The 26,460-nt window shown below is 35.9% G+C and carries 22 protein-coding genes and 1 tRNA gene; 12 read left to right on the top strand and 11 right to left on the bottom strand.

Going from position 1 to position 26,460, the window contains the following annotated elements; all coding sequences use genetic code 11:
• Positions 1 to 24 precede the first annotated feature (24 nt).
• Positions 25 to 780 (bottom strand): hydroxyacylglutathione hydrolase, encoded by a 756-nt coding sequence (gloB, locus tag PSE72_RS10600; RefSeq protein WP_217007894.1) that lies wholly within the window; start codon positions 778 to 780, stop codon positions 25 to 27.
• Positions 781 to 820: 40 nt separating this feature from the next.
• Between gloB and PSE72_RS10595 the strand changes: the two genes are divergently transcribed.
• A complete protein-coding gene (locus PSE72_RS10595) occupies positions 821 to 1,555 on the top strand; it encodes a class I SAM-dependent methyltransferase (RefSeq protein WP_004914475.1) in 735 nt (244 codons plus the stop codon).
• On the opposite strand, the gene rnhA is transcribed toward PSE72_RS10595, so the two are convergent.
• Positions 1,552 to 2,022: a ribonuclease HI gene (gene rnhA, locus PSE72_RS10590; RefSeq protein WP_004914473.1), complete on the bottom strand. Its 471-nt coding sequence runs from the start codon at positions 2,020 to 2,022 to the stop codon at positions 1,552 to 1,554. The two genes, PSE72_RS10595 and rnhA, sit on opposite strands and share 4 nt — an antisense overlap.
• Positions 2,023 to 2,076: 54 nt before the next feature.
• Here rnhA and dnaQ point away from each other — a divergent pair, with 54 nt between their 5' ends.
• Positions 2,077 to 2,838: a DNA polymerase III subunit epsilon gene (dnaQ, locus tag PSE72_RS10585; RefSeq protein WP_115166654.1), complete on the top strand. Its 762-nt coding sequence runs from the start codon at positions 2,077 to 2,079 to the stop codon at positions 2,836 to 2,838.
• Between the two features lie 153 nt (positions 2,839 to 2,991).
• Positions 2,992 to 3,068, top strand: a tRNA-Asp gene (locus PSE72_RS10580).
• A gap of 297 nt (positions 3,069 to 3,365) precedes the next feature.
• On the opposite strand, the gene PSE72_RS10575 is transcribed toward PSE72_RS10580, so the two are convergent.
• From PSE72_RS10575 to PSE72_RS10535, 9 genes are all read right to left on the bottom strand, one after another.
• The gene (locus PSE72_RS10575) at positions 3,366 to 3,647 is read right to left on the bottom strand and encodes a helix-turn-helix domain-containing protein (RefSeq protein ID WP_198641854.1); all 282 of its coding nucleotides are present in this window, start codon (positions 3,645 to 3,647) and stop codon (positions 3,366 to 3,368) included.
• Between the two features lie 526 nt (positions 3,648 to 4,173).
• Entirely contained in the window at positions 4,174 to 4,668 is a 495-nt protein-coding gene (locus PSE72_RS10570; protein ID WP_115166655.1) for a FidL-like protein, read from the bottom strand.
• Positions 4,661 to 5,386, bottom strand: a complete 726-nt coding sequence (locus PSE72_RS10565; RefSeq protein ID WP_217007895.1) for a winged helix-turn-helix domain-containing protein — start codon at positions 5,384 to 5,386, stop codon at positions 4,661 to 4,663. The genes PSE72_RS10570 and PSE72_RS10565 overlap by 8 nt, the downstream gene beginning before the upstream one ends.
• A gap of 523 nt (positions 5,387 to 5,909) precedes the next feature.
• Complete coding sequence (locus tag PSE72_RS10560; protein ID WP_371021399.1) at positions 5,910 to 6,539, bottom strand: fimbrial protein; 630 nt, start codon at positions 6,537 to 6,539, stop codon at positions 5,910 to 5,912.
• Between the two features lie 142 nt (positions 6,540 to 6,681).
• Positions 6,682 to 8,298 carry a fimbrial protein gene (locus PSE72_RS10555; protein ID WP_115166657.1) on the bottom strand — a complete coding sequence of 539 codons (1,617 nt, stop codon included), beginning with the start codon at positions 8,296 to 8,298 and terminating at the stop codon, positions 6,682 to 6,684.
• Between the two features lie 25 nt (positions 8,299 to 8,323).
• Positions 8,324 to 10,819, bottom strand: a complete 2,496-nt coding sequence (locus PSE72_RS10550) for a TcfC E-set like domain-containing protein (RefSeq protein ID WP_115166658.1) — start codon at positions 10,817 to 10,819, stop codon at positions 8,324 to 8,326.
• Between the two features lie 19 nt (positions 10,820 to 10,838).
• A complete protein-coding gene (locus PSE72_RS10545; RefSeq protein WP_198641856.1) occupies positions 10,839 to 11,522 on the bottom strand; it encodes a hypothetical protein in 684 nt (227 codons plus the stop codon).
• 94 nt (positions 11,523 to 11,616) lie between these two features.
• The gene (gene ecpA / locus PSE72_RS10540) at positions 11,617 to 12,225 is read right to left on the bottom strand and encodes a common pilus major fimbrillin subunit EcpA (protein ID WP_004914448.1); all 609 of its coding nucleotides are present in this window, start codon (positions 12,223 to 12,225) and stop codon (positions 11,617 to 11,619) included.
• A 97-nt stretch (positions 12,226 to 12,322) separates the two neighbouring features.
• Positions 12,323 to 12,628 carry a helix-turn-helix domain-containing protein gene (locus PSE72_RS10535; protein WP_004914446.1) on the bottom strand — a complete coding sequence of 102 codons (306 nt, stop codon included), beginning with the start codon at positions 12,626 to 12,628 and terminating at the stop codon, positions 12,323 to 12,325.
• A gap of 1,922 nt (positions 12,629 to 14,550) precedes the next feature.
• Between PSE72_RS10535 and PSE72_RS10530 the strand changes: the two genes are divergently transcribed.
• The 9 genes from PSE72_RS10530 to pgk all read left to right on the top strand — a co-directional run bounded on the left by PSE72_RS10530 (position 14,551) and on the right by pgk (position 26,401).
• Entirely contained in the window at positions 14,551 to 14,871 is a 321-nt protein-coding gene (locus PSE72_RS10530) for a helix-turn-helix domain-containing protein (RefSeq protein ID WP_198641857.1), read from the top strand.
• A 135-nt stretch (positions 14,872 to 15,006) separates the two neighbouring features.
• A complete protein-coding gene (ecpA, locus tag PSE72_RS10525) occupies positions 15,007 to 15,612 on the top strand; it encodes a common pilus major fimbrillin subunit EcpA (protein ID WP_198641858.1) in 606 nt (201 codons plus the stop codon).
• A gap of 91 nt (positions 15,613 to 15,703) precedes the next feature.
• Positions 15,704 to 16,387, top strand: coding sequence for a hypothetical protein (locus tag PSE72_RS10520; RefSeq protein ID WP_198641859.1), 684 nt, complete (start codon positions 15,704 to 15,706; stop codon positions 16,385 to 16,387).
• 19 nt (positions 16,388 to 16,406) lie between these two features.
• Entirely contained in the window at positions 16,407 to 18,905 is a 2,499-nt protein-coding gene (locus tag PSE72_RS10515) for a TcfC E-set like domain-containing protein (protein WP_115166660.1), read from the top strand.
• A gap of 7 nt (positions 18,906 to 18,912) precedes the next feature.
• On the top strand, positions 18,913 to 20,529 hold the full coding sequence (locus tag PSE72_RS10510) for a fimbrial protein (protein ID WP_254178903.1): 1,617 nt from the start codon (positions 18,913 to 18,915) through the stop codon (positions 20,527 to 20,529).
• Positions 20,516 to 21,238 carry a fimbrial protein gene (locus PSE72_RS10505; protein ID WP_232801015.1) on the top strand — a complete coding sequence of 241 codons (723 nt, stop codon included), beginning with the start codon at positions 20,516 to 20,518 and terminating at the stop codon, positions 21,236 to 21,238. The genes PSE72_RS10510 and PSE72_RS10505 overlap by 14 nt, the downstream gene beginning before the upstream one ends.
• Before the next feature lie 580 nt (positions 21,239 to 21,818).
• On the top strand, positions 21,819 to 23,813 hold the full coding sequence (gene tkt, locus PSE72_RS10500; protein ID WP_115166661.1) for a transketolase: 1,995 nt from the start codon (positions 21,819 to 21,821) through the stop codon (positions 23,811 to 23,813).
• A gap of 312 nt (positions 23,814 to 24,125) precedes the next feature.
• A complete protein-coding gene (gene epd, locus PSE72_RS10495; protein WP_004914418.1) occupies positions 24,126 to 25,145 on the top strand; it encodes an erythrose-4-phosphate dehydrogenase in 1,020 nt (339 codons plus the stop codon).
• Positions 25,146 to 25,237: 92 nt separating this feature from the next.
• Positions 25,238 to 26,401, top strand: a complete 1,164-nt coding sequence (gene pgk, locus PSE72_RS10490) for a phosphoglycerate kinase (protein WP_272690958.1) — start codon at positions 25,238 to 25,240, stop codon at positions 26,399 to 26,401.
• Positions 26,402 to 26,460: the final 59 nt, after the last annotated feature.

Raw genomic sequence — 26,460 nt, 5'->3', positions numbered from 1 at the left:
CCCCGATATGACAATCATTAAACTTTAATATTGGTCTTTTAATTGACGCAACAGGGTAAAAACTGCTCTTAAAGGTGGATTTTGTATATTAATATTGAGCTTCTTCTGTAATTGAAGGTTATCGCATTGCAGAAAAATATTTATTTTTTTCTCTGTTTTCAATGTGGTAGGTACTGTTGGTTGATGTTTGTCACGCATTTGCGTTATTTTTTGTAAATATTGTGTAATCGCTTCATTTTCAGGCCATATATGGTGTGCAAATTTGAGATTAGATAAAGTATATTCATGGGCACAGCAAATTAAGGTTTCATCAGGAAGCTCAGCAATTTTTTGGATAGATTCGAACATTTGTTCAGGAGTTCCTTCAAATATCCGCCCGCAACCGGCAGAGAACAGCGTGTCGCCACAGAATAAATAAGGTGCTTGGTAAAAGCCGATGTGCTCAGAAGTATGGCCTGATAATGCAATAACTTGTAGGTTGAACTCGTTAATTATGACCTTATCACCGTTTTCGACTATTTCTGTCGCCCCTTTAGATTGGGTTTCTTTTGGGCCAAAAACAGGAAGAGTTGTAAATTTGCTTAAAATCCCTTTTACACCACCTGTATGGTCATTATGGTGGTGAGTTAATAGGATGGCGACAGGCGTCAACTGTTTAGCTGTAATTATTTCAAGCACAGGCTCTGCCTCTGCGGGGTCAACGATGATACACTGTTGGTGGCCATCGACTAAAACCCAAATGTAGTTATCGTTTAAAGCTGGTACTCGAATTAACTCCATAATGACCTCGATACTTGTTAATAGTTAATAGGGGAATTTCATGAAGCCTGCGCGTATTGATAAAAAAATTCAAATGCCAGTTAGTTGGTCTGACATTCCTTTTGGAGAACAATATCGTCAAGCCATAGAAAATCAACTTAGCCCTTGGTGGCCGAAGATATTTGGCTTTCATTTGCTTAAGTTAGGCCATTTAAGTACTGAAATCCATACCGAAGGCTGCTTAATCTCCCACCAATTTAATGTTGGTACTGGTGATCCTCGTTTTAATCTTATTGCAAAGCCCGAGGCATTACCGTTAACCCAAAAATCGATAGATGCCTGTCTAATGACTCACTGTTTGGCATATAGCCATGATCCTCATTGGCTTTTACGGGAGGTTGACCGGGTGTTAATCGACGATGGCTGGCTAATCATCTCAGGTTTTAACCCTTTCAGTCTTGTCGGAATGGCGAAACTCGTACCTGTTTTACGTAAACGGCAGCCTTATTGTAGCCGTTTTTTCCCCTCTGTTAGGGTATTTGATTGGTTAAGCTTATTAAACTATGAAGTTTTGTATCATCGTAATTGCCAAATATTTCCTTGGTTGAGTGCACAAAGACGAGTGAATAAAAACTGTGGGGGAATTGGGGCGTTAAGCGTTATTGTGGCGCGGAAACGGACTTATCCACTGACTCCGACACCACTAAAATTCAAGCAACCGAAGGTTAAGATTGGAACAGCACTCGGTGCGGCGAAGGAGATCAGTAAATCAATGAAGATAGACGATCCTTCTTAGTTTTGTGCGGGTTGGTAACCCGTGTCTTCTTTAGTCGGCGCTGAAGCGGCAGCTCGAGCCAATTCATCACATTTCTCATTTTCAGGGTGGCCTGCGTGGCCCTTAACCCATCGCCAATCAATCGTATGCCGTTGGATGGCGTCATCAAGGCGCTTCCATAAATCAACATTGACGACAGGAGATTTATCCGCTTTTCGCCATTGTTTTCGTTTCCATCCGTGGATCCATTGTGTGATTCCTTGTCGTACGTATTGGCTATCAGTGGTTAAAATAATATCACAGGGCCTTGTTAGTGATTCTAATGCAACGATGGCTGCAAGTAGTTCCATACGGTTATTCGTGGTTAAAAAATATCCATCACTCAATGTTTTTTCATGTTGTTGGTAGCGTAGAACAACGCCATATCCACCCGGGCCAGGATTACCCAAACAGGAACCATCCGTGAAAATTTCTACCTGCTTTGTCATTTCTGTTACACTCTATATTATTCGTTCCTTTCTAGTTTGACACAAAAAAACATTATGAGCACGGTGATAACCAGACAAATTATCCTTGATACTGAAACAACCGGTATGAATAAACTCGGTGTTCATTATGAAGGGCACAACATAATTGAGATTGGTGCGGTTGAAGTGATTAACCGCCGACTCACAGGGCGTAATTTTCATGTGTACATTAAACCTGACCGTTTAGTGGATCCTGAAGCATTTGAAGTGCATGGGATAAGTGATGAATTTTTACAAGATAAACCTGTTTTTGCTGACATTGCGGATGAGTTCCTTGAATTTATTCGTGGTGCAGAACTTGTTATTCATAATGCCCCCTTTGATATCGGTTTTATGGACTATGAATTCCGTAAACTCAATAAAGGTATTCCGCCTACGCAAGAATTTTGTACTATCACTGATAGCTTAGTATTGGCTCGCAAACTTTTTCCTGGTAAACGGAATAACTTGGATGCGTTATGTGACCGTTATTTAATTGATAACTCTAAGCGTACACTGCACGGGGCTTTACTCGATGCTGAGATTCTGTCAGATGTCTATTTGGCAATGACGGGCGGGCAAACTTCATTAGCATTTTCGATGGATTCAGAATCAGCTAATAATGAGCAAGAGTATGAAATTCAAAGGATTGAACGTCCTCAGAGCGGTCTTAGAGTGATTTTTGCTTCTGATGAAGAAATAATTGCTCATGAAGCTCGGTTGGATATTGTTGATAAGAAAGGCGGCAAACCTTGTCTTTGGCGCCAACCTTCTGATGAAGCTGAAAATTTACACTAATAATTGATTTCATTATTTATACTTGCTTAGGAAAATGGATAGAAAAGCCTCTCAAGGCTAAAAACTGTTCAACTGTGCGATTTAACAAGAAAAAGTGTTGACGGGGTCCTCAAGTATTCGTAATATGCATGGCGTTCCCAGCAGGGAACATCAGGAGCGGTAGTTCAGTTGGTTAGAATACCTGCCTGTCACGCAGGGGGTCGCGGGTTCGAGTCCCGTCCGTTCCGCCAAATTATAACGCCACGCTAATTTATTAGCGTGGCGTTTTCTTTTTGAATGACTGTATTCAACTGCACTGAGAGTTCCTTTCTATAGATATCATTTGCTGCTTCTAATAACTTCTTCGAGTTAAGTTTTGATATAATGAGATTTGTAAATAGTAAACTTGCGAGAATAATTCGCATTTTTTTCAATCATATTAACTACTTTAAAATTTTTCATGTTGTTATTGATATGTGATTTTGAGCACTTATCTTAAAATTAATTTCTTATTTAAAATAATTAATTTAAATTTTGTATTGCTTGTATTAATAGTAATTCGCATGAACTCTAACTAAGATAACAGATCTAAAGTAATCTAACCAATCTTTCCCTAATACTTTAAGATATGTATGAAGGCTATCAATAGAAATAGCAGATTGGCCATTCTCATATCTTGATATTTGTTGTTGGCTCAAATTTAATAGTTTTCCTACCTCTGTACCCGTTAATGATCTTTCAATACGTGCAGACTTTAAGTATTTTGCGGTGGCCATAACAATATCTAGGTCGTTATTTATATTCAATTCTTTAGTATTAATATATTTCATTTTATATTCTCTCTATTGGAAACTTATTATCTTAAAGTTAGCTATTAATTATAGTATTAATTTGAATTTTTTGACTTTCTCAATGAGAGGTAGATTATATTTTTTAGTTACCAATGTGAAATTGTTTTAATGAATCAAAAATAGTTGTTTTAATAGTTTTTAACTATCAATATAGGTATAAATAATAAATATAGGCTATTAAATGAAAATATAGGTTTTTATAGTTCAATAAAAACAATACATTACATTAGCCTGAAAGATTGACTTAAAAGTGAAAATATAATAAATAATAAATGAAAAAAATGCATTTATAGTCATATAAAAGTAATTGTTTATATTTTTACATAAAATTACAGAAAGTATTTATAGATTAAGTTGAAATGGTGATTTGTTAAGGATTGAGCTGGTACTTATCGATATCTAGATAAAAGTATAATCAAGCCTAATTAATTGGAGGGAAATGATAATAAGAAGCAAAGATACAATACTTGCTATTGTCTCAACCTTGTAAGTGGAACGCTATGTATTAAATTGTATTTAATTTGGCTTGTCTGCTACAGACAAAATAAGGTCCAAACGAACTAGAAAAAAGATACCAATCAGGAGTTATCTCATCAATTTCTACATATGCAATTGAATTTAGGTTGAATGCTTTGAAGTATTTTTCGAATATATCATCAGGAACATTATCATTTGTAGATTTTCTGTCATAACTTATGGTTAATTTTAAATCTTTTATATATTTTCTTGATGATTGATTGAAATGAACAACTCGATTGACAGTATACGTCTTATCAGTTGTAATTGTTCCTAATAATTTAATATATCCACTGTTATCATTGTTTTTTACTAGTTTCATATCTAGCGTATATGATGATTTATTATTAGCCAATATGAAATTAGAGGAAACAGTTGCTTCGCAGTATTGCGCTTGATTTTTTTCTGAATTCAAATTAAACAACAAGAAAACGATGATTAATGAAAATGATAGTATCAATGAGTATAGTGTTTTATTAGTCATTTTTTTCCTGCCAGTTTATTCTTGTTGAAATACAATCTTTGTTTTTTTTGCATTTTACTAATAAGCTATGTTTGTTTTTTCCTAAGTTTTGTATGTTGTTGTAATAATAAAAGATATCAGAATCTTCACAGGTTAAGTTAAAATCAATTGCTTGTTTGCCTATTGAATCACTTATGTTTTTTTCATAGTTATCTTTGAATCCATAAACAGGACAATCACCAATTGTGCTAATTTTGTATGATTGTATTGATGTATATGGGTATTTTACTGCGTAAATTTGATTTACAAGGTAAATAATCACCAAAAGTAAAAAAACACTAATTATCAATAATATTTTTTTAATAATATGATTTTTATTACTAAGTAATAGTGATTTGGCAGATTTTTTGCTTGAAATGGGAGGGTTAGCTAGGCTTTTCTCTATTTTGTTATTGAACTTGGCAATCGATTCTTCAATTTGAATTTCAGAAGAGATAACAAGGCCTTTTTTTGATATGCTTAGAATTGCATTTTCAACTAAAAGCTGTTGATGTAATACTTTTCTTAATGTACTAATGTATTGGTTAAGCGTGTTTATCGAAACTTTTAAGTCATATTTATTTAGTATTTTTTTTAGTATCTCTTCACGAGTGATAGTCGTTTTGTTATTTTGAATTAGTATTATAAAAATATAATTCAATACGGGGGTTAATTTCATTACACTGAGTTCTGTATCCACCCTAAATATTTCACCTAAGTCAGAGTTATATTTTATTATGTTATTCAGTATATATATCATACATGACTCTTATTTAGTTATTAAAATATGTGCTTAGTTTGGTTACTTTTAGCTAACATGATAGTCATTGATTTTAAAGTAATTGTATCAGTGTAATATACTACTCTTTTTTTGAGAAGAAAATATGAAAATAAATTTTTGTTTATAATGATTGGTTATATATGTAATGGTGAAAAATTTCAGTGTATCGTATTAATGAAACTGACATTTTTTGTTTTGATGTTTTATATTTAGGCAAAAAACAGTATTAATCACTATTTCAAGTCATAGATGCTTAAATTAATTTATTTTTAAATTGTCTGAAGCAATTTTATATAACTGAGTTTTATGAATTTGTAATGCTTTTAGGTAATTATAGATACAGAGTATCTATCGAATTATGATTAGATAATTAAATTTTTTTAAACAATAGCATAGTCAAATTTGTCATTTTATTTTATAACAAATTGATATTATTGGTTTTTTATTCACAGTTGCCAATTGGGTAATATTTATCAAAGATTACAATATATTTACGGCTCTTCTTTTTAAGACGCTCATCTTTAGATTCTTGGCCAGGTAATAAGTAAAATACATAAGGCTCGGAATCATCATTAGCATCACAGTTTTCATGTAAGAGCACTCTAAAATAGGTATTTCCCGTATTTTTTAGAATACGAGTACTGGGATTAAGCTCATATTTGAAATCTGGTTTTTTGGGTCTTACAACGAAATAGGTTTCTAGGCTAACCGTTGGGTAAAATAAAGGTCGCTTTTTTTGTTCATCATCATTACGCATATCAAGAGGCGTTTCGCTAATGATGATTTTATAATAGCGCTCAGTCTCATCGGTTTCTCCTCGATAAAAAATCTTAAAAAACTCTTGTTCTCCAGGTAATAAAATTTTCTTCAATGGAGTAAAAATAATCTCGCCATTATGGAGAGATGTTCCATGTTCTTGGTTACCTGGTTTATCAATTTTGTAAGCACTAAAATTATATAAATTAGTTTTATTTGTGTCATTGATGTATGGCTTAGAAAAAAACTCTTGTCCTGACTCCATCGAAGAAATATCTGCATTGATATATAAAGCAACAGCACTATTGCAAAGCATTGATAGCACAATCAAGAATAGGATTTTAAGTAAATAAAATGGTTTCATATTAAAAATCCAAGCCAAAGTTTAAGTATATATGAGGTTCAATAAAAGGGCCATTTGAGCTTTTACAAGTAGCCCTATAAGTCGTCATTAGATATTATTGAATATCGGGTCCAGTCCAAATTGCTTTGACAGTTATTGTGCCACTTGCAGAAACGGTTCCTAACCAATCAATGCCATCTAATGTAAAAAATGATTCAGAGTCATTCATTGGGAATGATAAATCTAAGTTAGTCCGATAAAAAGATCCTAAATCCTCATTAGGCCTATCCCATGGTGTTTCAGACCATAATGCATTTTTTAATGAAACTTCATTGCTATCACAACTTGCTCGGTGTGATTCTCTAGCGCCATTTTCATTTTTAAATGAAAGATAAGCGGAAAAAGGGACATTAAGTTTATTATCACTCGAGGTAAATAAACAGTATGATTGTCCTTTTAATGTTGTGTTTGGTCCTTCAACTTTTGCCGTAATAGAATCCGCTTGTCTTGGCCCGCTAGTTGTGACGATATAATTAAATTCTATTGGTGGTTCATCATTGCCGACTTTGCCCGTTTTCGATTGGTTTGGGTTAAAATCTGCAGGAATAATGCTGATTCCATAATCCCTCGGTTTAATTATTAAGAAATTTGAAGGCGTAAATTCATAAAATCCCGATTGAGGAAGTGGTGATTGAAAACCAAAAGTATACACGCTATCAGCGAGTGTGACGGTTGAATTAGGTGAAGCATCAACAATTGACTTTAAATACTCATTTGAGAGGAAAACCTCAATATTTTGTGAGCCATTATTAAAGATCTCTGACATGTTGGTTGTTGAGGACCAATTCGTCCAGCGTGTGCTGTTACTCCCTTTATACTGAATAAGTGCAGCCCGGGGGTCCCTAGCTAAGCCTAATTTTGCGCTATCAATATACATACGAACTGTAAATGTACCGCCGATAGATTGCCCTTGGGTTTCTAATTCAACTAACTTACAAATAATTCCAGATGTATTTCCAACAATTCCTGTTGAGCAAAAGTTAGAACCAAGTCCAATAGTTGGATTGCCATTGCTATCCACAAAAACTTCTTGTAAGGCTCCCGTTCCTTTTAGAATAATATTGCCTTTTTTATTGGTTGGAATGTAATGTTGTTGTGTTGTTGTTCTTCCGCCACTCGTCATACAGGTTGCGTTACTTAAATCATAATCATCGCGGCTTGTACAGGTTCTTAAATCAAAAGTATATTCTGTTCCTGGTGGTATTTCGGCTAACCAGCGATAAAAAGATTCAGAAAATATCGGTCTTGAATATCCAGACTCACCCGGTGTTCCTGTTTGTTGGATTTTATACGCACCATTATCTCGTAACTGCTGAGCTGACCAATAAGACGTCGCCGGGCAATTTCGGTTATTTATCATACAACGATTCCCGATAAAAGGTTGGCTTACGGGAGAATTTTCTAACCAAATATCACCTGTATTATAAGTTGAGCTAAAAGGTGTTCCAGTATATCCCATATAGCCTAAGCTGTATTGCCTATTGCGCTGGTATTTTGTGAATACATTTGAGCCCGAAAAGCGTGGGTCAACTCTATTAGCAACAATAAAGAATTCGTTATCAACTTGGTTTTCGACAATGACATACTCTTGTAATGGTGCTGTTGCAGCAAACGAATTCGGTATTAGAACCGAAAATGAAATAAAAAGTGCTGTTATCGATAATAATCGCATATTAAATTAGCCTTTAAAGTGATAATTAACGTTTAGCAAATGCTTCTTGAGGCTCACATGTCACCTCACCGACCCACAATGCACCACGTGCACCTTGAAGGTTTAAATCTGCTTCACAAATTGTTTGCTGATCATCTTGTAATAACGATATCACTGGATATCGGACGTCAACATCCATGGAAAACTCACCATTTTGATCTGTTTTTGTGCGACCAATATGATTTCGAATTGAGGCATATTTTATATATTCACCATTTGGTGATTTCAGACGGCCAAATACCGTAACTAATTGCCTTACCTCTGGTTGATAAAGAGCAATGTTTCCTGGGTATAATGTGACGGATTTATTTCGTCCTGAGACAATATCAAAGCTGTCTTTTGATTTTCCGTCATTCATTAATTGAATGTCATAATCCGAATAGGGGGATAGTGGAATAAAGGTATTTTTTCCGCTAATTGGGTAATTCTGCCCATTTACTTTTGCGACCATACTGCCGCTACCTTTTATATCGGAATTAATAATAACGCCTGATTTGCCTTGTTGCCCACTTGGCATGATCATGCCGTCGCTATATGCCACAGAGCCACGAGAGGTTAAGTTGCCATTAAGTCTGTTATTATCGGGGCGATTAATTGTCACGGTACCTGAATTATATTTAGTATCATAAGAAGCATAGCCTAATGTTGAAAAATTGGATTCACCATTATCTTTATCTCTGACTAATTTGGAGACAGAAACCCCTGCATTGGTAATCACCGAGTCTTCAAAATTTTTATTCGCATAAATATTCGCTTTCACATTACCATTTGTTGAGGAAACACCTGTACTCAACCATGTTGATAAGGGTAAGGAAAAATCGAGATTAATATATTTTTCGTTGGTACTATTTTGATTATCATAATGGTAACGCTGTACACCCGCTCTTAGCCCCACGGTTCCATAACGGCCAGAGAATAATGTATTTGCATATTCATAGTTAATTGAATCACTGCCAATACGACGATCTTTAGTATTACTAATAGTCAGTGACCCAGTTCTATCAATTATTTTGTCAAAGTTAATGGTTCCGCCATAAGAATAGCTGTCAGCATCATAAAGTGGTAAATCACCGCTCACGACAGTTTTTTCTTTTGATGCCCATAAAGAACCGTAGCCTTCTGGTATATTGACAGAAAGAGTCGCAATGTTACGATAACTGCCATGATTTTCTAGCATGCCTTGCCAGTTAACTGAGATATAGTTATTTAAAGCTGCATTGATACTCGTTTCTTGTACAACAAATTTATCAAACCCATAATTTGACATTTGAAAACGCACGCCAGACAACACTGGGAAGTTATAAGCGAAAGAGGCTCCGATTAAATGGCTTTTACCCGGAGTTTGGCTTGTTGAGCCTTCATTTCTTACATAATGACGCTTATCAAAGTCAATATAACCACCATAAATTTCCCAATTGAGTTTATCAAAACCGCCAGTTATCGCACCGAAGGATTTATTAATTGTTTGGTGCTGTGTTGTGACAATTTTGCCATCGACAACCGTCTCAATAGTGACGTCGTAAATGCCATAGGGCAGTACACTTGTATCAATTTCAAAATTACCCATGGGAAAATTTTGAATATTTAATAACTTACCTTGTCGATAAATACGTACTTCACCTGGGCTATTTAAAAAAGCATAAATCGGTGTGAGTGATTGCTGCTTATTTGTCACCATACTTGAGGAATTATTCCCTATTGATGCCGCATAAATTTTACTGCTGCTAAGGGCAGTTAAGCTGGCAATAGACTGCAAATTCCACGTACTCATTAGCCCAAGCGCAAAACGGAATCCGTTGAAATCACGCTCATACATTGCACGATACAGTTCAACATTAGAATTAGATTTTCCAATGCTATATGCTGATGCATTTACATTAAAGTGATGTTCCGCAGCTGCGAATAATGTGTCTAAATTGAAATAGCTACTGGATGTATCTTTTGAATCTTTAACACGGCTCTGAAATACCCCTAAATCATAGTTAGCAACTGCTGAAAATGAATTAACTGAAGAATTTCCTAGTACAGATTGCCGCGCATGTTCTTTTGGCGAAAAAGCAGCTTTATCAACATCTAATGATAAATTAAATGAAGAAATATTTAATTGAAGGGTTGCATTATTATCAATAACAATGCCATTACTTTCATTAAAAATGGCATCCTTTTTTTCTTCAAGTTTATCGACTAGTAAATTATTTAGTTTCGCACCTTGCTCATTTTCAATGAGATGAATACTTGATAATTTAATATTATCATGGTCGATTACAATAACTGCATCTGCAATTTTGCTTTCGCTCTGATTGATTACCGCATCATCATTTAGTCGTAAAAAAACAGGTACAGACATTCCTTCTTCCAATGCACTAACAAATGCAGGAGGAATAATATATCCACCGATCTTAACGCTTTTCATTTCATTGGCATTAATCGTATTCGAAAAAATAATACTTAATATTGATAAAGCAATAGCACTTTTACGCATAATTTAAGTCCATTCTTAATTATTTGACAACAATGAACTCTCCTTTGTGCCAAATACCTACGCTTGATTTTTTATTTGTGACATCGACAAATTGTAATTTGACGGCTAAATTTGGCATGAGGTAATAACGCTCGCGACAAATACCATCCACTCCGTATTTTTGTTTTTCTGCTAAACAAGGGCCTGAAGCCACTACACGGAAGGTGCTGTTTCCAGTATTTGAAACTTGGGAATTAGAATATTTATAATTAAAGTTTTCAATTCTTGGTGCGACAACGAGAATTGTGCTAATTGTTGCCGATGTTGTTGCTGATGCCGATTTCGCACTTTGTGTAACACCACTCTCGCCAATAGGATCATCTTTCCAATTTAATCGATAGTAACGTTCTTTATTATCTTTTGGGCCTTGATAAATTATCTTAAATATATCTTTTGCATGCCCAGGAAGAATTAAGTTAGCAGGTGTGGATAATATTTCATTGGGATCAGTAATTGGAATTACTTTTCCAGTATCAAGTGGTGAATCTATTTTTTCTATCGTTAAATTTACCAATCTTGCCGTATCTACTGTATTTTCAATTTCTTTAGATAAGGTGTCTTCATCCGATGATATTATTTCAGTGATATTTCCCACATTGACAGCAAAACTGCTTTTTAATGGTAACCATGATAATAAAATTAATGCTAATGTTATCTTTTTCATAATCATAAATTTATAAAATGAATGACGATAAAGATATTATTTCCCTATAGTATCTTTATCGTAATATTTAGTTATCTAATAAGGGGATATTGAATTAAGGAGCTGGAGTAAACTCACCGTCCCAAGTTGCAGTAAACTGAACTTTCACATCACCATCCCATGTACCGTCAGTCAGTGCTTTAAAGTCAGTCGCTGCGCCATCAGCTTCAGCGCCAGCAATAACAAAGGTGAATTCACCGCGATCTGCTGCACGCTCTGAGCCATTATAGATACCATCAGCCGCTAAATTATCTAAACCAGAAGTTAAACCGGTTGATGTATCAATTAATACTAAATCATTATTTTTAGTCAGATCTTCACCATTCCATTTAACACCAACAGTTAATTTAGAATCGTCGGTAGTTCTTGCTAATGTATTAGCAATAATTTTTGACGCTAATTTAAAGTCAGTTGCACCAGCTTGGCCTTGAATAGCGATATCAAATGCGCCATTTTGTTGGTTAAAGCTTTTTTGGCCTTCGGCATAATTAAAGGTTAAACTTCTTAATGGAGTCACCACTAACATACTTGTCGTGTCTTTAATTGCAGTTGCTTGCCATGTAGCTGTTGCTTGAGCGGTACGTGTATCTGCATTTGCAACGGTAGCAAAAGAAGCTGCAATAATTGTTGATAACAATACAGAAGCCATTTTTTTATTTAACATACTAATCTCTCTTTTTATATTGATAGAAAACAATAGTAAAAATAGTCATTTAATTTTTACATATTGATATGGTTTTATTGAATTTAAAATGAAAGGTTTAAATATCTTTCATGCTATTTAGTAATATTGCGATTGTTTTTTTACTTAAATTTATATTGTTTCTTTTATTTTCTTCAGAGAAACAATCAATATAGTAAATCATTTCAATCCATCTTTTGTCTAAAACAGTTAAGATTTCATTTAATTGATCTAGCGATAATGAACTGGTACCAGTTTCATAGCGAGATACCTGTTGTTGGCTAATATTAATTAATTCTGCCAACTGTTTTCCTGTCATGTTTTTTTCTTTGCGTGATTTTCGTAAATAATTTCCTACATGACTACTAATTATATTAGCTTTCATTTTTTCAGCCTCTAATATTAATAGATCTATTTATGTGATATTCGTTAGCTCACTCGCTTGCTTAATTGAGTGTTATAATAAATACATTAAAAAAAGAGTAAATGGCAGGGTTTCTATTAAAGATTTACTTTCAATAGGTTTTTTCTATTAAATCTGTTTTTTTTAGCATTATTCAATTAAAAAATATCTCTTCACCAGTTTAATTGGTTAAAAATACACTTCATAATGTTGAAAACAGGGTATTCAATAAAAAAATACACCAAATAAGTGTAAAATTATTATAATTTTTAACAAATGTATATTTAATTAAGAAGCATAAAGAATCCACATTGAAAGTTACAATTTATTACAATTAAAGAGAGGGAAGAATTGAGAATAAAGGTAGGAAACCAGTTATATTGGTAGAATTGTAATTTTAAATGTGTATTTAACCCTTTTATCTATTAATAACTCAGTTAACTAATTTAATGTGTATGATGTTAAAGTCCCACTTTGATAATTAGATATATGATATAATATCAATGTCTATTAGGTGAATAAATGTAAGATAAAACAAATAGTTGATCTGCTTTATCTACTATAGTATCAACTTTCTATATTATGATCCTATTGTGGTACATAGAGGTTAGCGTTAATAGTTCGTCCTACAGACCAGCTTATCTTGTATAATTTTATAAGGTACTTGGCCAGTAATAGTTGAATCAGGGATGGGGTATTATGTTCTCCATTGCCCCTCATTTTAATTTTGGTGATATCCAATGTGATGCTTTATGAATGTTTGTAGTGAGTTATCGAAATAGCTAGTGCTAAGATTCCCTCCTTTCCAATTAAATGGCTCAATGCATACAGATTCTGAAGTGCCTAATCTATACGGCTTGTTTTAGACCCAATTTATCACTTAAAGCTACGCTACATATTACTTATAAATTAGATATAACTATCTACATAGCAGCTAATCTAGATTTTAATCCTTTCTTTTGCACCTAGCTTTCCACTAGAGATTATACTTTTGGGTATAGTAACAGAGCATAGGAATGTCTGTTAGTAAAAAGTTGACTACTAGAAGTGAATAAGCTATCCATCTATCCATCTATCTGTAATGAGCAATATCGATAAGTTTTGAAGAACAGCTAATCTAGATTTTTTTGAACGATTCTTATTCCCATCTTGATGAGTGCGTATTTTAATTTATTGAAGTTACTATTCTTTGCTTTGGTATAGACCGCGTAAAATAGATGGTTTTTTGTGCTTTATTTGAGAGTTCGAAATGATGTTTTTTTTATATCATTGATGAATTGTTTCAGTAGGGATAGTTATTATAGTCATTGTTTTTATTTTTTTAATTCTTTAAAAAAATAAAAATGAATGAGTATGTTTTGATATGTATCAATAAAAATAGCATACTCGATCTTAACGCTAATCAATGAGTATTTTATAGAGCAAAATCCTTAATACTCATATTAAGTGTTATTTTAAATTACAAGTAATACATTGCATTCCAAATTGTAACAAAATGAAACTTAGCATTAATTGGCGTGTCACTGTAATCTATATTGTTTTATAAGTAATAATACTTGCAACATATTGAGTTAATAACTGCAACAATATTATCACATCTAAAATTAATTGATTAATCACATAGTTACTTATCATTTTTCTACTCCAATTGCGTGTTTTATTCGGTTGTATGTCTCAAAATATGGGTACAAAAAAAATAAAAAAGCCCAGGCCTATTGATTTTAATTCTATTGATAGGTTTAAACATTTTTACTCGTTTTTTATTCAATTTATATTATTAAGCATAAATTAGTAGTTAATGAATTATCACTAGAATAATTTAGCCTATTAAATAAATATACTAATGCTTATCATTTGATAAAAATTTATTGATCTTATACATCGGGAAAATTCTGGAAATGCTTATGGAAGTAAATAGGTTGAGTTATTATGCGGGAATATTTTTAAGGAAATCTAGAAAGGAAAAGAATTTGACGGGTAAGCAATTAGCAAAGCTAATGCACGTTAGTCAGCAACAAATATCTCGTTATGAAACAGGAAAAACATCATTAACAATAGACCAATTAAGTCATCTTTTACATCTCTTAGATAAGAATTGGGTTGAGCTTATTTTATTTGTTCAAAGTGAATGTGATATCGATATAAAATTGGAAAAAGAAAAAAGCAAAAGAAATTACTTATTAAGTAATTACTTAATTGATAATTTAGTAAATAAAAAACAGTAATTTTATTTTAATTTTTTTTAGCTCTATTCTCATAGTGGTCAAGATTATATTTTATAAAAAACACAGTTAAAAGTGTTTTTTATACTAAGTAATTTTTCATTTGTTGTATATTGAATTTAAATTAGAGAGAATAAAATGTTTAATAAGAAGATATCATCTGTATTATTATCTGGGATTATTGCTGCTTCTTTTGCTACGGTTGCAAATGCAGATACACGTACTGCTCAAGCAACAGCGACATGGCAAGCGACTGCAATTAAAGACACGACAAGTATGTTAGTTGTGACTCCACTAAAAAGCTTAACTTTTAATTACGCTGAAGGCCAAAAAAGCTTTAATCAGCAAAATGGTGCATTCGATGTCGCTATTCAAGGACAATCCGGCGCAACAGATTTTAAATTAACATCAAAAATTATTGCGAATACATTAGCAAGAACTACCGACGATTCTACATTAGAAGTTGGCGTTAAATGGAATGGCACTGATTTAAACACTGCTACGGATACTACGTTAATCAGCGTCGCTGATGGTATTACTTCAGGCTTAGATAATTTAGCGGCTGATGGTGTTTATAATAGCTCAGATCGTGCAACAGATCGCGGTGAGTTCACCTTTGTTATTGCTAAAGCTAAATCTGCAGGCGCAGTTGCTGAGTTTAAAGACTTAGATGATGGTGTTTGGGATGGTGATGTGAAAGTCCAGTTTACTGCAAACTGGGAAGGAACTTTTGTTACTCCATAAGTTTTTTATTAATTAAATAAAAAATCCTTTGTTACGATAAAGATAATATAAGGATATAGAGTCTTTATCGTTTTTTATTTTGAGTTCTATTATGAAAAAAACAACAATAGCAGTTATTCTATTATCAATTCTCCCACTAAAAAATACCTTGGCTGTTAATGTTGGTAATATCACAGAAATTATTTCATCTGATGAAAATTCACTTTCTAAGGAAATTGAAAACACAGTTGATGCGGCTAGATTAGTAAACTTAACGATAGAAAAAATAGATACACCATTAGAACATGGAAAGGTAATTTCAACTAACGATCCTAACGAAATATTGTCAACACCAGCGAATATTATTCTTCCCGGAAATGCACGTGATGTATTTAAAGTTATTTACAATGGTCCGAAAGACGATAAGGAACGTTATTATCGACTAAATTGGAAAGATGACCCAATTAGTGAAAGTGGGATTACGAAAAGTTCAAAATCAGCATCAGCAACAACATCTGCAACGATTAGTACAATACTTGTTGTTGCACCTAGAATAGAAAATTTTCAATACAAATATGAAAATCAGAAAGTTGCTAATTTAGGGAACAGTTCTTTTCGTGTTGTTGCTTCAGGACCTTGTTTACCTGAGAAAATAAATCTTGGTTCCGATGGGATCTGTAAAGAACGTTATTACTTGATGCCAAATTTAGCTGTAAAACTTCAGTTGGTTGATATAAATAATAAAAAAACAAGTGTTGGTATTTGGCACAAAGGTGATTTTATTGTAGTCAAATAGCTAATATTGGATCTTAATTATGCATAAAAGTATTATTGCATTATCAATAATGAGCTTTATTTTTTCAAATGTTGTTTATGCTAAAGACATCAAGCGTATTAAAATTGGAGGGTATATTATTCCGCCAGCTTTTGTTATGGCACTGGAAGAGGGAATGTCAGTACCTGTTTTTTTACGATTAAATACTTCTAGAGAAAAAAATCAAAGTGAAGATAAAATTGCTGATGCCATCATTATTGTTGAACAAGGAAAAATTAAACTTGCGAATATTAATTTTATTGATAATAGCCAAGGACCAAAGTTAAGCTCATTATTGATAGATGAATTAGAAAACAGTAAGGATAACTTTTTCAATGAATCAAATAACATTAAGATTGATAAAGATACATTACTTCAGTTAGATATTTCTTCATTTAATCTGTCACTCGATGTTGACCAAGATGCTTTTGTGCCTAAAGAAAAAGTTAGGCAATTTTCTCTAGGTGACTCATCGGTAAATGATTTTTCTGCAGTAGCTAATTATGATTTAGGTGTTTTTGGAAGTCAGGTAAAAAAAGGGAAAAATTCGTCGAGTAGCTATTTTAATTTAGATACTTTGTTGGCTATAGCCGAACACCACATTAACATTAATGCATCAGCTTACAGCATTGGTAAATCAAACTCTGATATTGAATTATATCGTGCTATGTATGAACGCGATTTTAATGGAATACGTTATGCGATTGGGTTAATGAGTACGTGGAATTTACAGTCTATTGCGAGCCTAACTACACTAAATAGCAGTAAAATTTATGCAGTTACACTAGGAAATAATGCATCTAGTGTCGTGGTGAACTCAAAATATTCGTTAACACCAATCTATGTATTTTTAAATAGCCCAGGTGAAATTCGTATTTACCGTGATGGAAAGTTATTAAATATTCAAAATTTTCCGATGGGTAGCTTTGAAGTCGACACGAGTATTCTTCCATTTGGTATCTATGATGTCACGATTGAGACCGTTGTAGATGGTAAAATTGTGACGACTCAACATCAAACAATTAATAAGTCCTTTGGAACTAGCGGCGCTAATTTTGAAAAATTAAATTGGGAAGTCTATGGGGGATATGTTGATTTCGATAAGAAACGTTATGTAAGAGGAAAATATTCTAAACGTGAGCCACTGAAGCAAAGTTATTTAGTCGGTGCGTCCGTGGCAAAAGGTTTTCCTGTTTTATCTGGATTAAATATTCAGATGTCTAATTATGGCTATGACAATTTTTTAATTAATGAAAGCAGCATTAACTTTTCTTTAAATCAGTATGTATCACTGTCTTGGCAGGGAATGATTGAAAACCATGGAAGCCATAGAAATATTGCTACGCTATCGACAAATATACCTGATGGCTATGGATCTGTTTGGGCTTCGAAAGAAAAAGCCGTAGTAAAAGGTGAATTACCGATTTATGACTCTGATAGCTACTCTTATGGCGCGACTTTAAATTTTGACAAGGTATTTGAGCGAGCGGGAACATTCACTATTAGTAGTACAAAAGATAAACGTATTGGTAGTGATTCAATTAACTATGAGTATTCAAATACATTGTTTTCAGGTCGTTACGGCACGATTGGGTTAAGAACAGGCGTTCAGCGTTATCACTATGATGACCAAAAAAGTATGAATGAAAAATTTATTAGCCTCGATTTTTCATTACCGTTATCAACATGGTTGAGTACAGGTCTTTCATCGAGCAATGGTAATGTGAAAGCCAATATTTATGCGAATAAGAGCTTTGATGATTCGGTTATTACAAGTGTCGGAGGTTCGGTATCAAAGCTAGTTAAAGATAAAAATAACGGTGAGTCTAATATTTCAACAATGGGCTATGCCTCTTACGAGACTAAATATAACTCAGGTATGGTGACACTTAACCGGCCCGATAGTAATAGGCTTAATGGTAATTTGACCTCAAGAGGCTCAGTCGCTTATAGCAATGGAACTATTATGCCAAGTGGGCAGCAAGGGAAATCAGGCGTCATTATTAATTCGGATATTTATGGGGCTGGGAGTATGACAGCACGTGTTAATGGGCAAAATTACCCTATTAGTGGAGCAAATACCTTTATTCCATTATCCCCTTATTCGGATTATGACATTCAATTAATGAATGATGCGAAATCTAAAGACAGTTTTGACATTGTATCGGGGCGAAATAAGTCTGTCACATTATACCCTGGGAATATTGCTATTTATAAACCTGAAGTTAGGCAGCTCGTGACGGTATTTGGTCGTTTGAAATCGCCAACTGGCGAATTTATTAAATATGCGTCTATCCGTAACCATATTGGTCGCACAAAAACAGATCACAATGGTGAGTTTTCGATGGATGTCGATGTTCGCTACCCTGTTATTTCACTTCTACAAGAAGATGAGCAAACTATTTGCGAAGCTGATTTGAATCTAGAGGGAGCCAGAGGTGCGTTATGGCTAGGGGATGTTACCTGTGACCCGCAAAGAACAGTCGCATTAAGGCAATGAGAGTTTCATGATGAATAAAAAATATTTCTTACTATTTTTGACGAGTTGTTTGTTGAATGGCGTCTTTAGTTCTTCTGGCTTAGCTGTGGCTCTGAGTAACTCTTATGTATTTATTGAAAATGGTGTTGATAATGAGTTTTTTGTAACACCAAGGTCTTTAGATCCTCGATTCACTGGCGCAAATAAATTTTCCCGTTATTCAGCAAGAAACCAAGAAAGCTTAGGTTATATGGGCTACACCAATACCTCGATTCGGGCCAACCAGAATGTAGATATTTGGTTTGAAAATTCACCGATTGATAGCCCATTTATTGGTAACCGCTGTATGCGTAATTACTGTAATCGCGATACGGGTTATTGGCCTGCACAATATGTTGGTCGAAATGGCGCGTATAAAATTGTACAGGATAATACCTTGGGGGAAGGGGCATATGCGCGAGGTATTTTTAGTGAGTCAACATACCAATATTTTCAAAAACTGCCTATTGGTACAGTAGAAACTTATAGCTATCGTGCATGTATGACTGACTTGGATTATGACCCTGCAAAAGGGGAAAGTTGCCAAAGTGTTGGTGGACGAATTATCGCATCTCATGAGTTTACAATGACGAAATCAGGGCATATTAAACTGAGTTCAACAGGCGCAATGCAAGAAGTTTACATTGATAGTAATGGTAACCCAAGCCTAGGTCCTGGGGAGCAATTTTGTCGTATTGGTATTGTTGCCAACGTGAACGGTTTAATTTGCCAAGTGGTAAAACATGAAACATCGGGGGATATTTTTGCGAATGTGTTGCTAACATTAAAAGTAAATTCAACATTAATTCCATTTACCCCTGCTGCTGCGTCAATAAAAATAGGCCCTGACGACGGTTCTAATGTTTGGCGAAATTACAACTCGGCTTATGCAGCGAACTCATATTTTAAAAGTTCAAATAACTATGTTTCTATCTTTTTCTCTAATACGTTTTTCAAACAATTAGTGACAAATAATATTGATTTCACCAATAGCCAAGACTTTTTTACGTTTTCGTTTACGAACCCTGCCGCTGCCCCACAGTCAGGCTATTATGAATTCACGCCATCGAACCAGTTAGTGATAAAGCCTAGGGACTACAGTATTAGTATTGTGCCTGCGGATTATATTCCTAACCCGTCAAAAACTGGGAAAATTGGCCCAGCGGAACCACCAATTGAGTTTAATTATATTGTGACGACAAGCGGCCCTCGACAAGCGGACGCGATCACTGCAAGAGTCGAGGGGCCGACAGTGAATGTTAACGGACAAAACTTTTGTTTGTTCAGCTCCGATGATGACAAATTTCGTGTTCCGTTTTCAGCTTACTTATCATTTAAAAATACTTCAGGTATCGAAGAGTCTTATCGCTCAAATTGTGATGGTACGGAAATATCAATGAATAATGCGTTGTGGGCGGAAACTCCGTGGGATATTCCTAACCAAGATTTAGGGTCATTCTATCGTACTAATTTGGATTTACGTTTCCCAATGAATGATTCAAACTCATTATTTACGTTAGATGGCATCGATTGGTTAGGAACGGTGTCTGCGAGTGGAACGGTTGTCGTGAAAGCGATTTGGATGGGGCCAGATGTCCATTTATAAGGCTGGAGTGATTCATACTCACAAGATAAAGCGTATAGCGCCTCAATTATTGATTAGATTATTGTTATTATTGCTATTTTCATTTTTTAGTAAGGCCTATGCACTTTATTTGAGCTCAGATATTTCATCTTTAGAGCCCAACAAAAGCTTTTTTTCAAAGTCCTATATCAATGATACGAAAAAGGTGAATTTATATACATTTAGTGCATACCAAATAGATAAGCCTGATAATAAAGAGCAAGGGAAGCCAATAAAAGAGGGGGAAATTATTTTTACCCCTTTAAAAAAAATCGTATTACCTGGGGAGCAAGAGTATTTTAAGATTTTTTATCGCGGTAAAACGGATGATAAAGAACGCTATTATAAGATTGTGATCAGCGAAACAGCGCTTGATGTGGAAACAGACTCTTCTCAGAATCAGCAATCTTTATTTTACCCCACAGTTAGTTTAGAAACCTATTTTGTAGTTAGGCCGAAAGATATTGCATTTAAATATGCGATGGATGCGGATGCGGGCATATTAAAAAATACGGGCAATACTTATTTTAGGGTGTTAATTCATGAAAGCTGCGAAGTAAAGGATGATGAGCAGCCCTTAGTTCTTTATCTTTTACCACAACAAGAGTTTCGCCATGAAGCCTTAAAGAGAAAAAGCCGTAAGTACATTGTTATATTTGATAAATACCATTCTATAGGTAACTGCGATTAGCCGATTTAAAATTTCATATTTTATGATTAGCCAGTAATATTTGTTGTTACTGGTTTTTTTTCAATTCATGTTACTTCTATCTATTAATAGTCATTAGAAAGGCTAGGTCTTTTACTCAACTCAAACAAAAATATTCGGGCATATTGAGCTTTTTTTTGTCTAAAACTTTGCCAATTATCACTAATGTGGCAGCTAAATGTGCTAGAAGCATAAATCACCTTGATCCCAGACACTGAACTCAGGTTTAATAAGGTTAGTCACTTGCGCAAAAATGTAAGTCTTAAGGGATATTTTGCGCAATGGAATGGATTCAGCTTTGCGGCAGTTCAATTTATTAGCGATCTGCTGCCATGAACATAGCAAATATTGCGGTATGGGTAGAATTGGGTTACTTTCAATCGCTCTATTCGTGAAATGCTCAGTTTGTTGTCGATGTGTTGTGGTTCCTTAGATAAGGAGACCGATGGCGATACCTCGGTAAATTGATACTTTCATGTTGCAGCGAAATTAAAGTAGCACTATCCGTATTGCGTTGTAAAAATTGGTTTAAGTACGTTTTTATCCTACCTGGAGTATACTGATGACGACTCGTAAAACCCTTGCTAATGCTATCCGCTTTCTAAGTATGGATGCGGTTCAAAAAGCAAAATCAGGGCATCCTGGCGCGCCAATGGGCATGGCTGATATCGCTGAAGTACTGTGGCGTGACCATATGAATCATAACCCAGCAGACCCTCACTGGGCAGATCGTGACCGTTTTGTACTGTCAAACGGCCATGGCTCAATGTTGATTTATAGCTTACTGCACCTCACTGGTTATGACTTACCTATCGAAGAGTTAAAAAACTTCCGCCAATTACACTCTAAAACACCGGGCCACCCAGAATATGGCTATACTCCAGGTGTTGAAACAACAACTGGTCCTTTGGGGCAAGGCATTGCAAACGCAGTAGGTTTTGCGATTGCAGAACGCACATTAGCAGCGCAATTTAACCGCCCTGGCCATGACGTTGTTGACCACCACACTTATGTATTCATGGGTGATGGTTGTATGATGGAAGGTATCTCGCACGAAGCATGTTCTTTAGCGGGTACACTGAAATTAAATAAACTGATCGCATTCTATGATGACAACGGCATATCTATTGATGGTGAAGTTGAAGGTTGGTTTACTGACGATACCGCAGCACGTTTTGAATCTTATGGCTGGCATGTTATCCGTGATATCGACGGTCATGACGCATCACAAATCAACGCGGCAGTGAACGAAGCGAAGAACCAAACTGATAAACCAACACTGATTATGTGTAAAACTATTATTGGTTTTGGTTCACCAAACAAAGCTGGTTCTGAGTCTGTCCACGGTGCACCTTTAGGTGATGCTGAAATTGCAGCAACTCGCGAAGCTCTGGGTTGGAGCTACGGTCCATTCGATATTCCTAAAGATATCTACGAAGCTTGGGATGCTCGTACCGCAGGTAAAGAAAAACAAAGCGCATGGGATAAAAAATTCGCCGCATATTCAGCGCAATTCCCTGAATTAGCTGCGGAATTTACTCGTCGTATGAATGGTGAATTACCAGCTAATTTTGACGCGGATGCAAAACAATTTGTTGAAAATCTGCAACAAAACCCAGCAAATATTGCCAGCCGTAAAGCATCACAAAATGCATTAGAAGCGTTTGGTAAAGTGTTACCAGAATTTATGGGCGGTTCTGCAGACTTAGCACCAAGTAACTTAACTATGTGGTCAGGTTCGAAAGCGCTGAATGTTGACCCAGCGGGTAACTATATTCACTACGGTGTTCGTGAATTTGGTATGTCAGCTATCATGAACGGTATCGCGTTACATGGTGGTTTCATTCCTTACGGCGCGACATTCCTGATGTTTGTTGAATACGCGCGTAATGCGGTTCGTATGGCAGCACTGATGAAAGTGCGTAGCATCTTCGTTTATACTCACGATTCTATTGGTCTGGGTGAAGATGGCCCGACTCACCAACCGGTTGAGCAACTGGCAAGCCTGCGTGTGACACCAAATGTCAGCACATGGCGCCCTTGTGACCAAGTTGAATCTGCGGTGGCGTGGAAATATGCTATTGAACGTAAAGATGGCCCAAGCGCATTAATCTTCTCTCGTCAGAACTTAGAGCAACAACCTCGTACCGCTGAGCAATTAGCCAATATCGAGAAAGGGGCTTACATTCTGAAAGATTGCGCGGGTTCGCCTGAGCTAATCTTTATTGCAACAGGTTCTGAAGTGGAATTGGCAGTTAAAGCAGCTGACCAATTAACGTCAGAAGGCCGTAAAGTTCGTGTTGTCTCTATGCCATCAACGGATGCATTTGATAAACAAGACGCGGCTTACCGTGAAGCGGTTTTACCTGCCAATGTGACAGCTCGTGTTGCTATCGAAGCGGGTATTGCAGATTACTGGTTCAAGTACACTGGTTTAAACGGTGCCATCATCGGTATGCATACCTTTGGTGAATCTGCTCCTGCCGAAGTTCTGTTTAAAGAATTCGGTATCACAGTAGAGAAAGCTGTTGAAGCTGCGAAATCTTTACTGAAATAAAATAAGAAGGAATGAGTTCCGAATTTCGGTTCTCATTTCTAATTATCTTGCTGAACAACGCCTAGCGATAAACTAGGCGTTGTTTTTTTGTGCACCAATATAGGATTTTCTATTGCGTTCTATAAATATATCCCTTAATCTAATCCCAGATAAGCTGAACCGTTTCAGTCGCATGTTACAGAATGAAAATATTTTTTAAAAATGTCGGTTGAAGCACACTTTTGATGTTTGACAGCTAAAATGAGCAGTAGAGTTGGTGTGAGTCAGTTATCCTTAGCAACCGTGTGATTTTGCTCAGATACAAGGTGTAGAATGGCAATCAGGGTAGCAATAAATGGCTTTGGCCGTATTGGTCGAAGTGTTCTAAGAGCGTTGTATGAGTCTGGCCGTCGGGCAGAGATTGTCGTGGTGGCGGTTAATGAACTTGCTGAACCTGAAGGGATTGCGCATTTGCTGAAGTATGATTCCAGCCATGGGCGTTTTGCTTGGGATGTACGACTTAACGGAACACTTTTACAAGTTGGTGATGATAATATTCGTTTATTTCACCAATCTGAGCTGCATGAGTTGCCTTGGAAAGAACTGGGGATTGATGTTGTTTTAGATTGTAGTGGGGTTTATGGTTCACGGGATGACGGTTTATTGCATTTAGCGGCAGGGGCGAAAAAAGTATTATTTTCTCACCCGGGTACTGATGACCTTGATGCAACTATCGTTTATGGTGTTAACCATGAAAGCTTAACCGCTCAAGACAAGATTGTTTCCAATGCTTCTTGCACCACCAACTGTATTATTCCTATTATTAAATTGCTTGATGAGGCATTTTCGATTGAATCGGGAACCGTGACGACGATTCATGCGTCAATGAATGACCAGCCTGTTATCGATGCCTATCATAAAGATTTACGCAGAACTCGTGCAGCGAGTCAGTCTATTATTCCTGTTGATACCAAGTTAGCGGCAGGAATTACGCGAATTTTTCCGAAATTTAAAGACCATTTTGAAGCCATTTCTGTCCGTGTACCGACGACGAATGTGACAGCGATTGATTTGAGTGTTACCGTACATAACGATGTTTGTGTTGATAAAGTCAACCAACTACTGCGAAGCGCGGCACAAGGCCATTTTCGTGGTATAGTGGACTACACTGAATTACCGCTAGTTTCGATGGATTTCAATCATGATCCACACAGTGCTATTATAGACGGTACACAAACGCGAGTTAGTGGTAAGCATTTAATTAAAACCCTAGTTTGGTGTGATAACGAATGGGGGTTTGCTAACCGGATGCTAGATACAACATTAGCGATGGCAGCGACAGGTTTAAACTAATTGGCGACTGACAGACAGCAGGGCATGATAACTTTATTGTTTTGCACAGTCGCTGATGGAAACTTTATAGAGAATCAACGAGAGGATTCACCATGTCTGTAATTAAGATGACCGATTTAGACTTAGCGGGTAAACGCGTATTCATCCGTTCTGACTTAAACGTTCCTGTAAAAGATGGCAAAGTTACTTCTGATGCACGTATTCGTGCTTCATTACCAACAATTGAAGCTGCTCTGAAACAAGGCGCTAAAGTCATGGTCACTTCTCACCTTGGTCGCCCGACCGAAGGCGACTACAACGAAGAGTTTTCACTGCAACCTGTTGTTGACTATCTGGCTGACAAAATGGATTACCCAGTCCGCTTAGTTAAAGACTACCTTAACGGTGTTGAAATCGAAGCTGGCGAGTTAGTTGTGCTGGAAAACGTTCGCTTTAATAAAGGCGAGAAAAAAGACGATGAAACCCTGTCTAAACAATACGCTGCATTGTGTGATGTTTATGTTATGGACGCATTTGGTACGGCTCACCGCGCACAAGCGTCAACACATGGTGTTGCTAAATTCTCTCCAGTTGCTTGTGCTGGCCCACTACTGAGTGGTGAGTTAGAAGCATTAGGTAAAGCATTAGATAACCCAGCTCGTCCAATGGTTGCGATTGTTGGTGGTTCTAAAGTGTCAACGAAACTGACTGTATTAGATTCCCTATCTAAAATCGCAGACCAGCTGATTGTTGGTGGCGGTATTGCGAATACCTTTATCGCAGCGGAAGGCAATAATGTTGGTCGCTCATTATATGAAGCGGATTTAATCCCTGAAGCGAAAAAATTACTGGCAAACTGCCAAATTCCAGTACCAACGGATGTTCGCGTTGCAACCGAGTTCTCTGAAACTGCACCAGCAACTCTGAAAGCGAGTACTGAAATTAAAGATGACGAACAAATTCTGGATTTAGGTGATGAATCTGCACAGCGCTTGGCTGAGATCCTGAAAAATGCCAAAACCATTCTTTGGAATGGCCCAGTAGGCGTGTTTGAGTTCCCTAATTTCCGTAAAGGTACCGAGATCGTTGCAAAAGCGATTGCTGATAGCGACGCATTCTCTATCGCTGGTGGTGGTGACACCCTAGCAGCTATCGATTTATTCGATATTGCTGACAAAATTTCATATATCTCTACTGGTGGCGGTGCTTTCCTTGAGTTCGTTGAAGGCAAAAAGCTCCCTGCCGTTGTGATGCTAGAAGAACGTGCTAAAGCGTAATTAATTGTTCATACACAACAGGCAGCGTAGGCTGCCTGTTTACCACAGGACCTTTTCAC

The sequence above is a fragment of the Providencia sp. PROV116 genome, from assembly GCF_028482485.1.
GTDB lineage: Bacteria > Pseudomonadota > Gammaproteobacteria > Enterobacterales > Enterobacteriaceae > Providencia > Providencia rettgeri.
Note: the sequence above shows the minus strand (reverse complement) of the source record. Positions and strands in the feature narration are given on the sequence as shown.